This window comes from Pseudomonas sp. UM16 (genome assembly GCF_050312595.1).
Lineage (GTDB): Bacteria > Pseudomonadota > Gammaproteobacteria > Pseudomonadales > Pseudomonadaceae > Aquipseudomonas.
Genome location: NZ_JBNPJT010000003.1, coordinates 113,806 through 128,630, shown reverse-complemented (window position 1 = coordinate 128,630; position 14,825 = coordinate 113,806). Strand labels below are relative to the sequence as shown.

The following is a 14,825-nucleotide window of genomic DNA, read 5'->3' as shown; positions in this document are numbered from 1 at the left end:
GTCCAGCTTCGCTAATAAAGAGAACAAGACTATGAAAGCTGCCGTATTCCATACCCCTGGCTCACCCTTGACCATCGAAGAGGTGGGGATCAGCAAACCCGGCCCGCACGAAGTGCTGGTGCGCACTGTCGCCGTAGGTGTTTGCCATTCGGATCTGCACTTTGTCGACGGCCACTATCCACACCCGGCACCGGTGGTGCTCGGCCATGAAGCCTCGGGGATTGTCGAGCAAGTCGGCGAACTGGTGCGCACGGTAAAGCCGGGTGACCATGTCGTCACTTGCCTGTCGGCCTACTGTGGCCATTGCGAACACTGCGTGACCGGCCACCTGTCGCTGTGCGTATCGCCAGACACCAAACGTGGCAAGGGCGAAGAACCGCGCCTGACCTACGTGCAAAAGCCGATGACCCAGTTCATCAACCTGTCGGCTTACGCCGAACAGATGCTGGTGCACGAGCATGCCCTGGTTGCGATCCGCCGCGACATGCCGCTGGACCGTGCGGCCTTGCTCGGTTGCGCGGTAACCACCGGCACGGGGGCGGTATTCAACACTGCCAAGGTGCGTCCTGGTGAGACCGTGGCGGTGATCGGCTGTGGCGGTATCGGCCTGGCCACCATCAACGGTGCGGCACTGGCGGGGGCAGGGCGGATCATTGCCATCGACATGCAGGATTCCAAGTTGGAACTGGCCCGGCAATTCGGCGCCACCGACGTGATCAACCCCAAAAATGGCGACCCGGTGCAGCAGGTGCAGGAACTGACCCGAGGCGGTGTGCATCATTCCTTCGAGTGCATCGGCCTCAAGCAAACCGCCGAGCAGGCCTTCACCATGCTCGCCCGTGGCGGCTGTGCAACCATCATCGGCATGATCAAGCCGGGCTTGAAGCTGGATATTGATCCGCTGATGCTCCTGCACGAACGCCGAATCCAGGGCTCGTTCATGGGCTCGAACCGCTTTCCGGTCGACCTGCCACGGCTGACCGATTTCTATATGCAGGGTCGACTGAAGCTCGACGAAATGATCTCCCAGCGAATCAAGCTCGAGCAGATCAACGACGCCTTCGATGAGCTGCGTCGCGGCGAACTGGCACGCTCAGTCATCGTCTTCGACCAGTAACCGTCCCTGGCCGTCGCAGTGCCCAGGCCTGCGGCGGCCAAGCCTTGCCGGTATCGACACAGGTAGCTGGCGGGTAAATCCCCCTATCGAGGTTTCAGATGGATATCCATTTCACTCGCGATGAGCTCGCGTTTCGCGACGAAGTGCGCGAGTTTCTTGAGCAAAACCTGTCCAAGACACTGGCCGAGCGGGTTCGCCACGGCAAAAGCATCTCCAAGGCCGACAACGTTGCGTGGATGCGCACCCTCAATAACAAGGGGTGGCTGGCGGCCAGTTGGCCAGTAGAGCACGGCGGCACCGGCTGGACAGCCGTGCAGAAGCATATTTTCGATGAAGAATACAGCCGGGCCGGGGCGCCGCGGATCATCCCGTTCGGCATCAACATGGTCGGGCCAGTGATCTGCAAGTTTGGTACGCCCGAGCAACAAGCCCACTTCTTGCCGCGCATCCTGGCCTGCGAAGACTGGTGGTGCCAGGGCTATTCCGAGCCGTGCGCCGGTTCTGACCTGGCCAGCCTCAATACTCGCGCGGTGCGCGAGGATGAATTTTATGTGGTCAACGGCCAGAAAACCTGGACCTCCACAGCGCATCTGGCCGACTGGATGTTCTGTCTGGTGCGTACCGACGCCCAGGCCCAGGCTCAGCGCGGTATCTCGTTCCTGCTGATCGACATGAAGAGCCCCGGGGTCAGCGTGCGTCCGATCATCACCCTTGATGGCGGTCACCACGTCAACGAAGTGTTCCTCGACAACGTGCGGGTGCCGGTGCGTAACCTGGTCGGCCGCGAGCATGAAGGCTGGACCTGTGCCAAGTACCTGCTGACCCATGAGCGCACCACCATTGCTGGCATCGGTATGGCCAAGGCCATGCTCCAACGCCTGAAACAGGCGGCGCAGATCGAGCTGCGCAACGGCAAGCCGATGATCGAGGACGCGCATTTCCGCGCTCAGGTTGCCGAGGTCGAGATGCAACTGATGGCCATCGACATGAGTAACTTGCGCATCCTCGCCGCCGCCCGCGATGGCGGCGTGCCCGGTGCGGAAAGCTCGATCCTGAAGATCAAAGGCACCGAGATCCGTCAGGCCATTACCTACCTGCAGTCCAAAGTGGTGGGCAACTATGCGCTGCCGTACCTGGAAAGCGAACTGGGCTACGGGCACGGCGAGGAACAGTTGCACAACGACTTCAGTGCCACCGCCACCTGCCAGTACCTGGAAATGCGCAAGGCTTCGGTCTACGGCGGTTCCAACGAAATCCAGAAGAACATCATCGCCAAGATGATTCTCGAACTCTAAGGGGCAGGCCATGGACTTCAAATTGACCCAAGAGCAGCACATGCTGCAAGACACCGCTGCACGCCTGGTGCGCGACACCTATAGCTTTGAACAGCGCGAAGAACACCGGCAAAGCCCGCGCGGCTTCAGCTATGCGTTCTGGCAGCAACTGGGCGAACTGGGCCTGACCTCGGTGCCGTTCGACCCGGCCTATGGCGGCTTTGGCGGCAACGGCGTTGACGTGATGTTGGTTGCTCAGGAGCTGGGCCGTGGCCTGTGCCTGGAGCCGTTCCTGCATTCAGTCATTTTCGCTGGCGGTCTGATCGAGCAGTTGGGCAGCCAGGAGCAGAAAAGCGAGCTGTTGCCGCAGGTAGTCGGCGCTACGCTGCAACTGGCCGTGGCCTTGCAGGAGCCACAAAGCCACTATCAACTGCATGACGTGCAGACGCGCGCGGAGGCGGTGCAGGGTGGCTGGCGTCTGAGTGGACGCAAGTCGGTGGTGGTCGCTGGTCACTGCGCCGACGTGTTGCTGGTGTCGGCGCGCAACAGCGGCGATAGCCGTGATCAGGCCGGTATCAGCCTGTTTCTGGTCGATCCGAAAAGCCCGGGTGTAAGCCTGCGCGCGTATCCGAGCCTGGATGGCCGAATGGCCTGCGATGTGCTTCTGGATCAGGTATCGGTCAGCGCCGGTGCCATGCTTGGCGCGCCCGGCGCGGCGCTGCCGGCACTGCGCTACCAGCAAGGCCGCGCCATTGCCGCGCAGTGTGCGGAAGCAGTGGGCAGCATGAATGCCACCTGCGAGCTGACCCTGGACTACCTGAAGACGCGCAAGCAGTTCGGCCAGCCGATCGGCAAGTTTCAAGTGCTGCAGCACCGCATGGTCGATATGCACATCGAACTGGACCAGGCCACATCCATGGCGATGCTCGCCGCCTGCGTCGCAGATCAGCCCGACAGTGATGAACGCACCCGCACCCTGTGCGCAGCGAAATTCATCGTCTGCCGGGCCGCGCGCTACATCGCCGACCAGGGGATTCAACTACACGGCGGTATTGGCCTGACTTGGGAATACGTGCTGTCGCACCACGCCAAGCACCTGTTGATGGTCGCCCGGCAGTTAGGCGATGACGACTATCACCTGCAGGTGTACAGCGAACTGATGGCCGTTGTGTAAACCGTCCCCGAAGAGTGGAGTTAGCTGATGAAAGTCCTCGTAGCAGTCAAACGCGTGGTCGATTTCAACGTCAAGGTGCGCGTCAAGACGGACCACAGTGGCGTTGATCTGGCCAACGTGAAAATGGCCATGAATCCGTTCTGCGAAATTGCCGTGGAAGAGGCGGTGCGCCTCAAAGAGCAAGGCATCGCCAGTGAAGTGGTTGTGGTCAGTGTCGGCCCTGGCGCCGCCCAGGAACAGTTGCGAACCGCTCTGGCCCTGGGCGCAGATCGCGCCGTGCTGGTAGAAACCCTCGATGAGCTCAACGCCCTGGCGGTGGCCAAGCTGCTCAAAGCCGTGGTCGACAAAGAGCAGCCGCAGCTGGTGATCCTCGGTAAGCAAGCGATCGACAGTGACAACAACCAGACCGGGCAGATGCTTGCGGCGCTGAGCGGCTTTGCTCAAGGCACCTTTGCTTCTAACGTCGAAATCGCCGGTGCGCAGGTCAAGGTCATTCGTGAAATCGACGGCGGTCTGCAGACGGTTGCCCTGAACCTGCCCGCCATTGTTACCACCGACCTGCGTTTGAACGAGCCGCGTTATGCGTCGCTACCGAACATCATGAAGGCCAAGAAAAAGCCGCTGGATGTCGTCACGCCAGAAGCATTGGGGGTTTCCACGGCCTCCAGCAACAAGGTCCTGAAGGTCGAAGCACCCGCTGCACGCAGCGCCGGCATCAAGGTCAAGTCGGTGGCTGAACTGGTTGAAAAACTCAAGAACGAGGCGAAGGTAATCTGATGGCAATCCTAGTTATTGCAGAACACCAAGACGGCGCCGTCGTCTCGGCAACCCTGAACACTGTGACCGCAGCGACGCAGATGGGGGGCGACATTCATGTACTGGTGGCGGGCCAGGCAGTGGGTGCCGTGGCTGAAGCGGCCGCCGCCATCGCCGGGGTGACCAAGGTACTGGTGGCCGACGATATTGCCTATGCCCATCAACTGCCGGAAAACATCGCACCGCTGGTAACGGGCCTGGTGATCGAACAAACGGTGATCTACACCCACGTGCTGGCGCCAGCCACCGCCAACGGCAAGAACATCCTGCCACGGGTGGCTGCGGCACTGGATGTTGACCAGATCTCCGAGATCATCGCGGTGGAGTCGTCCGACACCTTCAAACGGCCAATCTATGCCGGTAACGCCATTGCCACGGTGCAATCGAGTGCGGCGGTGAAAGTTATTACGGTTCGGGCAACCGGGTTTGCGCCTGCTGCGCAGTCGATCACCGGCAATGCGGGCGCTCACTGTGCGGCGATTGAGCAACTAGGCGTTAGCCATGACGCCGGTGTTTCGCGTTTTATCGACGAGCAACTGGCCAGATCCGACCGTCCCGAACTGACCGCCGCCAAGATCGTCGTCTCCGGTGGGCGTGGCATGCAGAACGGCGACAACTTCAAGCACCTGTACAGTCTGGCCGACAAGCTCGGCGCTGGGGTCGGCGCCTCTCGGGCGGCGGTCGATGCCGGTTTTGTCGCCAACGACATGCAGGTCGGCCAGACCGGCAAGATCGTTGCCCCGCAGTTGTACATTGCGGTGGGCATCTCCGGTGCGATCCAGCACTTGGCCGGGATGAAAGACTCCAAGGTCATCGTTGCGATCAACAAGGACGACGAGGCACCGATTTTCCAGGTCGCCGATTACGGCCTGGTCGCCGACCTGTTCGAGGCGGTGCCTGAACTGCAAGCGGCACTCTGATTCGCTACCGCGCAGCGTTGTGCCCGCTTGGCGGGCCCAACGCGTGCCAAGGAGAGCTCCATGAACGACGCCGTTGCACTGCCCGCCGTAACCGATGCAGAGAGCCTGGAAACCCGCGAGGTGTTTCGCAAGGTGATCCTGCGCTTGTTGCCCTATCTGTTCCTGGCCTATGCCTTGAACACCATCGATCGCCTCAACGTGTCTTTTGCCAAGCTGCGCATGGCCGAAGACATTGCCTTGACCGATGCTGCGTATGGTATCGGTGCGGGTATTTTCTACCTGGGCTACATCCTTTTTGAGGTGCCGAGCAACCTGTACCTGCAACGGATCGGCGCGCGGGCGACGTTGACGCGGATCATGGTGCTGTGGGGCATCGTCACCGTGGCGACGGCCTTTGTCACCAGCGCCAACCAACTGATCGTGGCGCGGTTCTTTCTCGGTGTGGCCGAGGCTGGATTTTTTCCGGGGGTGATTCTGTACCTGACGTACTGGTTCCCGCCGGCATTGCGCGCGCGGATCACCGCGGTGTTTTTGATGGCGGCGATGATTGCCGGCATTGTCAGTGGGCCGTTGGCCGGTTGGATCATGACGCACCTGCATGGCTGGATGGGCCTGCGCGACTGGCAGGTGCTGTTCGTGGTTGAAGGCATTCCGGCGATGGTGCTGGGGGTGTTCGGCTGGTTCTGGCTGGTGGATAAGCCGGACGATGTCCACTGGTTGACGGCCCGCCAGAAGCAACTGTTAGCTCGTGCACTGGCACAGGGGAAGGGCGCAGACACCACCAAAGCCAGCCTGAGTGAAGTGTTGCGCAATCGGCAGGTGTATATCGCAGGTCTGGTGTTCTTTTGCCTGTACAGCGGTTCGAACACGGTGTCGTACTGGATGCCGACGTTGATCCGCGGGTTCGGCGTGCAGGACCTCAAAACCATTGGTCTGTTGGCCAGCCTACCGTACCTGGTGGCGCTGGTTGGCATGTACCTGCTGGCACGCAGTTCGGACAAGCGCCTGGAACGGCGTTGGCATGTGGCGCTGACCGTCCTGGTCAGTGCAGGGTGTTTTGCATTGTTAGGGCCCGCGCAAGAACACCTGGTGTTTTCAGTCATGCTGATGACCGTGGGGGCTGCAGCGGCGCTGGCATCCTTGTCGTTGTTCTGGACCATCCCGCCAGCGCTGCTGAGCCCCTCGGCAGCGGCGGTGGGGATTGCTGTGATCAGCTGCATTGGCGGCATGGCCGGGGTCATCAGCCAGGTGGTGGTCGGTGCGATCAAGACGGCGACCGGTAGTTTATATCTGGCCTTTGACGTCATCGCCGTGGTGTTGGTGGTGGGGGCAGTGCTTTTATTGATAGCGATCCCAGCGAAGCAATTAAAGGAACGGTCACCCAGCTGAGCGCGCAGGTACTGTGGGAGCCAGTCTTGCGGGCGATGGCATCGGCGCGGTGCCTGCATCGCAGGCATGACTAGCGCCCAAAAAGAAGGGCTACCGCAGTCCTGATCGATACCTGCTCAAGCAATCCAGCCGCGCGCGCGGGCGATGGCCAGTGTTTCAGTGCGACCGTTGGTGTCGAGTTTGGCGTAGATCTTCTGCAGGTGCGACTTGACGGTAAATTCGGAGAGAAACACCTTCTCGGCAATATCGCGGTTCTTCAGGCCCACTGCCAATAGCTGAAGGATCTGATACTCGCGCCCGGTCAGTACCTGCTGGGCGCCGTTATCGTCCTGTTCGCCCGGATTGACGTCTGCATGCCGCCCCAGATGTTGCAGCAGGTCATCAACGAAACCAGGCTCGATGCCCAGTTCCTTGCAACGCGGCTTGCCCACCACGGCCCAGCGCTGCACCAGGCCTGCCAGGCGTTCGCCTTCTTCGATGAAGGTGCCGAGAAAACCCTCATGGCTGGCCAGGCGCAAGGCGTCATTGAGGGCCTGGAATGCCTCCTGGGATTGCTGCTGGCTGTCTAGGGCCATGGCCAGGAGTATGTGCAGCTTCAACTCGCGACGCACATGCTGCCAGTGCCGGGCTTGTTCGATGGCCTGGCGCAGGGACTTGGCTGCGAGCACGCCTTCACCCTGGGCAATGCGCAAGCGCTGGCGGGCGATGCTCGGGGTGTCGACCTCGTTGGCAAAGCGGATGAAGTCCGGCCGGTCCCAGTCGCCGTTCAATTCAGCCGAATGCAGCGCCTGGCTGGCCACATCCAGGCGCTGTTCGAGAATCGCCACGCGCATTCGTTCCAGCCAGGCCGAGCATTGCAGGCGGCGTGAGCCGACTTGCTGGCCGATCTGCTCCAACTCGACCAGGCAGCGCATCCAGGTGGTGCGGTCGCCCTTGTTGTAGGCGATGCGGGCGGTGAGCACATGGGTGACGATCTGATTTTCCGGTGAGATGACCTGTTTGGCAAAGTACAGGCAGCGCGACAGGCACGTGTGCGCCTCATCGAAGGCGGCGCTTTCATACATCAGCAAACCATGAAAAATATCCAGCGACAGCTTTGCCTCATGGGGTTTGAGCTGACCGCTGCCGTGCGGGGTTTCCACAGCGCTCTGCATTCGGACCAGCGCATTGCTCAGGCGCCCCTGGATCAGGTCAAGGATGCTTTCGTTGACGCTAAAGGTGTGGCGCAAAAAGCTGACGTTGATCCGCGGATTACGCTGCAGCGCCGTCGACAGCAGGCTGCGGGCTTCATCGTAGCGGCCGTTGGCGACCAGATTCATCGCCACCGAGCTGGCCAGCACCATGTACAGGTGCACTTCATCGGCGGGCATGCTGGCGAGCAATGCCAGGCCCAGGCTGCAACATTCCTCGGCCTGGTCGATGGCGCCCAGTTGCAGGCAGTGCAATACCTGACCGACGTAGGCGTACTCGGGACCGTTGACCTGCTCCAGGCGCTGGGCGACCTGCAAGGCGTCCTTCATTCGCGTGGTAGTGGCCAGTAGCCAAGCGTAGGACTTGCACAGGTAAGGGTAGGCGTCGCGGGTTTCCTGGGCGATGCGATCCAGCCAGCGCAGCAATAGCCGGGTACGGCCGCTGTCGATCAGGGTGTCCAGGTGCTGGTTAATACGTCGGGCGGCTTCGTCGTGCAGGCCGGCGCTGAACAGGTGCTCGATTGCCGGGATCGGTTGCGCGGCGTTGAAGAACCAGTTGGCCGCCGTTTCGTGCAGGTTCTTGGCCATATCCGGGTGTACACGCTCCAGTGCGTGGCGCAAGAAGCTGGCGAACAAATGGTGGTATCGGAACCACTGTTGCTGACTGTCCACCGGCACCAGGAACAGGTTGGTACGGTCAAGGTGCTCAAGCATTGTCGCGCTGTCGCTGCGGCCCGTAACGGCCTGGCACAGCGGCACGCAGAACTGCTCGAGGATGCTGGTTTGCATCAGGAACAGGCGGCACGCTTCGCTCTGACGCATGAGGATATCCTCAGTCAGGTACTCGGCCAACTCCAGGTTTGAGCCTGAGAATGAGGCAATAAAGGCCGCGTGGTCATCGCGGTCTTTGAGCGAGAGGCTGGCCAGATAAAGCCCGGCGATCCAGCCTTCCGTGCAGCGGTAGAGCGTTGCCAGCTCATTGTCGCGCAAGGGTATCTGGCGTTTGTCGCGGATAAAGGCCATCGATTCTTCAGGGGTGAAGCGCAAGTCGCCCGGCCTGATCTCCAATAGCTGGCCACGGGCGCGGATACGGCCCAGGCCGATGGCTGGCGAAGCCCGGGAGGCCATGGCCAGGACGCACCCGGCGGGCAACAGCTCGACCAGTTGCTGGAGTAATTCCAGCACCTCGGTGTTGTGAATCACTTCGACTTCATCCAAGAGGATGGCAAAGGGCCGAGGGCTGGCGGCGATCAACTCCAGCAGGTCCTCTACCCGTGGTGACGAACCGGGTTCCACGGTCACCGGCAGATAAGGCTGCAGCCCATGGGCCAACAGGCGCAAGAAACGCGGCAGGTCATTGTCGGCGGGCTCAAGGTTGATCCATAGCACCTGTTTACCGGTCGTCAGGCAGTGGTCACGGTATTGCTGCAACAGGGTGGTCTTGCCGAACCCTGCTGCCGCGCGAATCAGGATCAGCCGGGTGGTGTCACCCTGGGCCATCTGCTGCAGCAGACGCGAACGCTGCAGGTGACTGTCGGCGGATTTCGGGCAGGCATATTTGGTGGAGGTTCTGGCGGTGGGAACCCCGTCATGTGCTTCTGGCATTGTAAACACTCCACTGGCGTCCCCTGCGGCCGATGCGGCTGGCGCAGGGGATCGAATTATTATTCTGCGATCAGCGCATTTTGCCATGCGCCGTCGATCAGCGGGGACTGCACCCGACAATGGAATGACAGGCATCCCGGTGGCGGTGTCCGATTATTGGGCACAACCGCCCTGCATTGAAACAGGCCCACCCGGTGGGGGTGGCTCTCGTGCGGTGGCTGCCCATGCAACGATGATCAGGACACGATGCAACGGGGTTGGCCCGTTGTCGCCTGAACATCGGGCTGCGGCGCAAAAGGTTCCTGGATGGACGTTCAACGCACGTTTTACCGCGAAGATCATGAGTTGTTCCGCACGGCAGTGCGGCGCTTTCTGGAACGCGATTATTTGCCGCGCCAGGAGGCGCATGCACCCCTTGAGCGTCAGCTGTGGCTGAAGGCTGGGCGTGAAGGTTTGCTGTGTGTGACCTTGCCTGCACAGTTCGGGGGAGGTGGCGACTTCGGCCACGCCGCGATCATCTGCGAGGAGTTTGCCCGTGCCGGTATCCATGAGCGAGTGATGGCCCTGCATTCGCAGACCATCGCCCCGTGCATTGCCAGCTTGGCCGATGAACAACAGCAGCAACGCTGGCTTCCCGGGATTTGCAGCGGCCAGACCCTTCTTGCCTTGGCCGTTTCCGGTGCTCATGGCGGGGGGGCATGGCCGCCGCTGGCGGTGCGCGACGGTAATGACTGGCTGATCAACGGCAGTACCTGCGCGGTGGGTAATGGCGGCGACTTCGACCTTCTGCTGCTGGCCTGCCAGACCGTCAATGTCGACGGTAGCACGGGCTTGAGCCTGATCATGGTTGAGCGTACCTGTGCCGGTGTGCACCGTACGCCTGGTGCCCCGGCCTACGGCGACGCCGAGGGTGTGGTATTGAGCCTGGCCGACGTGCGCGTGCCGTTTAGCCATCTGCTTGGCGATGTCGGTGGCGGCCAAGCCTACCTGGATGCAGCCTTGAGTCAGGAGCACTTGCTGTCGGCGATTTTTTCCGCCGCTTATCTGGAACGCTTAGTGGACCTGAGCCTTGACCAGGCCAAGCGGGTCGACGATCAAGGCCAACGGTCTTGGGACCGTCAGAACACCCGTTATCAACTGGCTGACATCAAAGCACGCGCGGTGGCCTTGCGCCTGATGGTCGACTATTACCTTGGCGCACAGCTGGGTCGAGCGCTGACACCTGGACAGGTGGCTATTGCCGCGGTGTTTGCCCGCCAAACCTTGAACTGTTGCGTGGGGCACTTGCGTCCACAGACTGACGACAAGCCATTCGCAGCAGGCCTGATGCCAGGCCCTGCGCAATGGCCCTTGCATGAATTCATCGCTGACGCGATGTGACACCCCCCTCGATTGACCCACCATTCAGGACATCACCATGAGTGAACATGTACTCGTAGCCGGGGTCGGCATGATCCCTTTCAGCAAACCTGGCAACAGTCCCAGCTACATCGACATGGGGGCAGAGGCCGTGCGCCTGGCGTTAGCCGATGCCGGCCTTGATTACCACCAGGTGCAGATGGCCTTCGCCGGTTATGTCTATGGCGATACCACCTGCGGGCAAGCGGTGCTGTACCGAGTAGGGCGCACCGCGATTCCGGTGTTCAACGTCAACAACGCTTGCGCCACTGGCTCCAGCGCCCTGTATTTGGCCCGCGCTGCGGTGCAGAGCGGGCAGGTCGAGTGCGCCCTGGCGGTAGGTTTTGAGCAGATGCGTCCAGGGCCGACCCGCTCAAATTTCGACGACCGTCCGCTGCCGCGCGGCGAGTACCTGCCGATCCAGGATGAACTGTGCAGCGATGCCGGTGAAATTCCGCGCAACCTGATTACCTTCGGCGGTGCCGGGCGCGAGCACATGCGCAAGTACGGCACGCAGATGAGCACCTTCGCTGCAATCCGCGCCAAAGCCAGCCGCCATGCCGCCAACAACCCGCTGGCGCTGTTCAAGAAGGTGGTGACCACCGAAGAGGTGATGAACGACCAAGTGATGTGGGAAGGGGTGATGACCCGCATGATGGCCTGCCCACCGACCTGCGGTGCGGCGGCAGCGATCATTTGTTCACCGGCCTTTGCACGCAAACATGGCCTGCGCCGCGACGTGGCGATCCTCGGGCAGTCGCTTGTGACCGACCCGGTGGAATCGTTCGAGCCCAAGACCATGACCGGCTTTGTCGGTGCCTACATGACCGAGCGTGCCGCAGGTGCGGTGTATGAGCAGGCCGGTGTTGGTCCGCAGGATATCCGCGCGGTCGAGTTGCACGACTGCTTCGCTCACAACGAACTGCTGACCTACGAGGCCCTGGGCCTGTGCCCGCAGGGTGGCGCTGAACAGTTCATTCTCGACGGCGACAACACCTACGGTGGCCGCGTGGTCACCAACCCCTCGGGCGGGCTGTTGTGCAAAGGCCACCCCCTGGGTGCCACGGGCCTGGCCCAGTGCTATGAACTGACCCATCAACTGCGCGGCAGCGCCGGTGCCCGCCAGGTCGAAGGCCTGAAGCACGGCTTGCAACACAACCTCGGCCTGGGTGGCGCCTGCGTGGTGACCCTCTACGGCAAGCAGTAACGGCCTTTGAACAACAACAAGAGAACGACCCCATGGACAAGACACTTGCAGGAAAAGTTGCCATCGTCACCGGCTCTGGCCGAGGTATCGGCCGCTGTGTAGCACTGAAGTTCGCCGAAAAGGGCGCCCGGGTGATCATCAATGACCTGGACCAGGCGCCCGCTGAAGAAGTGATCGCCGAAATCCGCGCACAGGGCAGCGACGCTGTCGCCTGTATCGGCAACGTATCGGCACCGGACTTTGGCGAGCGCATCGTGCAGACCGCGCTGCAGGCGTTCGGTCGTATCGACATTATCGTCAACAATGCCGGCTTCACCTGGGACAACGTCATCCAGAAGATGGGCGATGAACAATGGGATGCGATTCTCGACTGCCACCTCAAGGCGCCGTTCCGCATCCTGCGTGCGGCCTACCCGTACTTTCGCGAAGCCAGCAAGGCCGAAGCTGAAGCGGGCCAGGAAGTGTTCCGCAAAGTGGTCAACATCTCCTCGGTGTCGGGCACCCAAGGTAATGCGGGCCAGGTCAACTATTCCTCGGCCAAAGCCGGGATCATGGGCATGACCAAGACCCTGGCCAAGGAGTGGGGGCGAATGAAGGTCAACGTCAACTGCGTGGCGTTCGGCTTTATCGAAACACGCCTGACCCAATCGACCACTGAAGAAAAGACCGTGCAGGTCGAAGGCCGCGACATCAAGGTCGGTGTACACCCGGACCGCATCGCCGCCGCCAGCCGTGAAATCGCGCTCGGCCGACCAGGAACTGCCGAAGAGGCGGCCGGTTCGGTGTACATGTTCTGCATTCCTGAATCGGACTATGTCACTGGCCAGACCATCATCTGTGGCGGCGGCCGCGGCGGCTTCTAAGCCCACGCGCTGTTGTGCCGGGAACGCTTTGGGTTCCCGGCCTGCTTGCCCATCGTGCGAACCGGCTATATAGAGAAGCAGTCCCATGACGACTACCACGCCAGTACTCACCCGTACCTTGCTGCATACCCGTGAGATTTTCTGCCAGGGCTACCAGCGTAGCGACGGCCTCTTTGATATCGAAGGGCGGCTGCAAGACCTGACCAACGCGCCCACCGACCTGCCGTTCCACTCGGTGGGCGAGGGCGGCACCATTCACGACATGCGCCTGGTCATGACCATTGATGCCGACATGGTTATTCAGCACATCGTCGCTACCACAGCCGTGGGCGCCAGTCCGTTTTGTGCCGAGATCAGTAGCGCCTATTCGCGTCTGCAAGGGGTAAAGATCGCTGCGGGTTTCAAACGCAAAATGAAGGACATTGTCGGCGGCGCGCAGGGCTGTACGCACCTGACTGAATTGCTTGAACGCATGGCCACCACCGCCATGCAAACCCTATTTTCCACCTATCGGGCGCACGCCAGCCAGCGCGCGGCCAATGGTCAGCAGCGGCAAGTGGCGGTGCGACCCTGGGTTATCGGCACCTGCCACGCCTACCGCGAAGACGGCGACGCGGTTCGGCTGTTGTGGCCCCAAGGGCTGCCGAAGGCCTGATCCTATTACTTAGTGGAGCCTCTATTTATGCTGCCATTGCAATCCACTGCTGCAAGCCTGTCGCCCGAGCACCAAGAAATCCGCCAGGCGATCCTGAAGATCTGCGAACGGTTCGACGCTGATTATTGGCTGGAAAAAGACAAACACGGCGGCTTTCCCCACGACTTTCACCAGGCCCTGGCCAGGGATGGTTGGCTGGGCATCTGTATTCCCGAAGCCTACGGTGGCTCTGGCCTGGGTATCAGTGAGGCGACGGTGATGATGCAAGCGATCGCCGAATCAGGCGCAGGCATGAGCGGAGCTTCGGCGGTGCACATGAACATCTTCGGTTTGAACCCGGTGGTCGAGTTCGGCTCCGAGGAGCAAAAACTGCGCATGCTGCCACCGTTGATTGCTGGCGAGCACCGCACGTGCTTTATGGTTACCGAGCCTAACACCGGTCTCAATACCACCCAGCTCACGACCCGCGCCGTGCGCGACGGCGACCATTATGTGCTGCACGGGGTCAAGACTTTCATCTCCACCGCCAGTGTGGCCGAGAAGATGCTGATTCTGGCGCGCACCACGCCGCTGGAAGCGGTGAAGAACAAGAGTGAAGGGTTGAGCCTGTTTTATACCGATTTCGACCGCAGTTGCATCCAGGTGCATGAAATCGACAAAATGGGTCGCAAGGCCATCGACACCAACCAGGTGTTCATCGATGGCTTGCGGGTACCGGTGGCCGACCGGATTGGTGAAGAGGGTAAGGGTTTCAAATACATTCTGCATGGCATGAATGCCGAACGTATCCTGGTGGCCGGTGAAGCCGTGGGCCTGGGGCGTGCGGCGCTGGCGCGGGCGGCAAACTATGCCCTGGAACGTGAAGTGTTCAACCGGCCGATCGGCCTGAACCAGGCAATCCAGCACCCGTTAGCCAAATGCTGGATGGAGCTGGAAGCTGCCAACCTGATGGCTTTTCACGCCGCTTCGCGCTTCGACGGCGGCCAAGAGTGTGGAGTCGAAGCCGGCGCCGCCAAGTACCTGGCGGCTGAGGCGGGCTACCACGCCTGTGAAACCGCAGTGATGACCCATGGCGGTTATGGCTATGCCAAGGAGTATCACGTCGAGCGCTACCTGCGCGAAGCGATGATCCCGCGCATCGCCCCGGTCAGCCGGGAAATGATCCTGTGCTTTATTGCCGAGAAGGTCCTCGGCATGCCCAAGTCCTATTGAGGGGT

12 protein-coding genes are annotated in these 14,825 nt (G+C 61.2%); 11 read left to right on the top strand and 1 reads right to left on the bottom strand.

The genetic code is table 11. From position 1 onward, the window contains the following. The first annotated feature begins 31 nt into the window (after positions 1–31). The 6 genes from ACQRAX_RS04360 (at position 32) to ACQRAX_RS04335 (ending at position 6,690) form a co-directional block, all read left to right on the top strand. Positions 32–1,117: a Zn-dependent alcohol dehydrogenase gene (locus ACQRAX_RS04360; protein WP_412039268.1), complete on the top strand. Its 1,086-nt coding sequence runs from the start codon at positions 32–34 to the stop codon at positions 1,115–1,117. Between the two features lie 98 nt (positions 1,118–1,215). Continuing rightward, complete coding sequence (locus tag ACQRAX_RS04355; RefSeq protein ID WP_412039269.1) at positions 1,216–2,412, top strand: acyl-CoA dehydrogenase family protein; 1,197 nt, start codon at positions 1,216–1,218, stop codon at positions 2,410–2,412. A 10-nt stretch (positions 2,413–2,422) separates the two neighbouring features. Beyond that, entirely contained in the window at positions 2,423–3,565 is a 1,143-nt protein-coding gene (locus ACQRAX_RS04350; RefSeq protein ID WP_412039270.1) for an acyl-CoA dehydrogenase family protein, read from the top strand. A 27-nt stretch (positions 3,566–3,592) separates the two neighbouring features. Further along, positions 3,593–4,342 (top strand): electron transfer flavoprotein subunit beta/FixA family protein, encoded by a 750-nt coding sequence (locus ACQRAX_RS04345; RefSeq protein WP_412039271.1) that lies wholly within the window; start codon positions 3,593–3,595, stop codon positions 4,340–4,342. Further along, positions 4,342–5,301 (top strand): electron transfer flavoprotein subunit alpha/FixB family protein, encoded by a 960-nt coding sequence (locus ACQRAX_RS04340; protein ID WP_412039272.1) that lies wholly within the window; start codon positions 4,342–4,344, stop codon positions 5,299–5,301. The genes ACQRAX_RS04345 and ACQRAX_RS04340 overlap by 1 nt, the downstream gene beginning before the upstream one ends. A gap of 60 nt (positions 5,302–5,361) precedes the next feature. Continuing rightward, positions 5,362–6,690 (top strand): MFS transporter, encoded by a 1,329-nt coding sequence (locus tag ACQRAX_RS04335; protein ID WP_412039273.1) that lies wholly within the window; start codon positions 5,362–5,364, stop codon positions 6,688–6,690. Between the two features lie 116 nt (positions 6,691–6,806). Here the strand turns inward: ACQRAX_RS04335 and ACQRAX_RS04330 are convergent, their stop codons facing one another. Next, positions 6,807–9,485: a LuxR C-terminal-related transcriptional regulator gene (locus ACQRAX_RS04330; RefSeq protein ID WP_412039274.1), complete on the bottom strand. Its 2,679-nt coding sequence runs from the start codon at positions 9,483–9,485 to the stop codon at positions 6,807–6,809. A gap of 306 nt (positions 9,486–9,791) precedes the next feature. Between ACQRAX_RS04330 and ACQRAX_RS04325 the strand changes: the two genes are divergently transcribed. The 5 genes from ACQRAX_RS04325 (at position 9,792) to ACQRAX_RS04305 (ending at position 14,820) form a co-directional block, all read left to right on the top strand. Continuing rightward, the gene (locus ACQRAX_RS04325; protein ID WP_412039275.1) at positions 9,792–10,865 is read left to right on the top strand and encodes an acyl-CoA dehydrogenase family protein; all 1,074 of its coding nucleotides are present in this window, start codon (positions 9,792–9,794) and stop codon (positions 10,863–10,865) included. Between the two features lie 37 nt (positions 10,866–10,902). Continuing rightward, a complete protein-coding gene (locus ACQRAX_RS04320) occupies positions 10,903–12,090 on the top strand; it encodes a lipid-transfer protein (RefSeq protein WP_412039276.1) in 1,188 nt (395 codons plus the stop codon). A gap of 32 nt (positions 12,091–12,122) precedes the next feature. Next, on the top strand, positions 12,123–12,953 hold the full coding sequence (locus tag ACQRAX_RS04315; protein ID WP_412039277.1) for an SDR family NAD(P)-dependent oxidoreductase: 831 nt from the start codon (positions 12,123–12,125) through the stop codon (positions 12,951–12,953). Between the two features lie 85 nt (positions 12,954–13,038). Next, positions 13,039–13,608: a DUF2889 domain-containing protein gene (locus ACQRAX_RS04310; protein WP_280043476.1), complete on the top strand. Its 570-nt coding sequence runs from the start codon at positions 13,039–13,041 to the stop codon at positions 13,606–13,608. A 27-nt stretch (positions 13,609–13,635) separates the two neighbouring features. Further along, complete coding sequence (locus ACQRAX_RS04305) at positions 13,636–14,820, top strand: acyl-CoA dehydrogenase family protein (RefSeq protein WP_412039278.1); 1,185 nt, start codon at positions 13,636–13,638, stop codon at positions 14,818–14,820. The last annotated feature ends 5 nt before the right edge of the window (positions 14,821–14,825 follow it).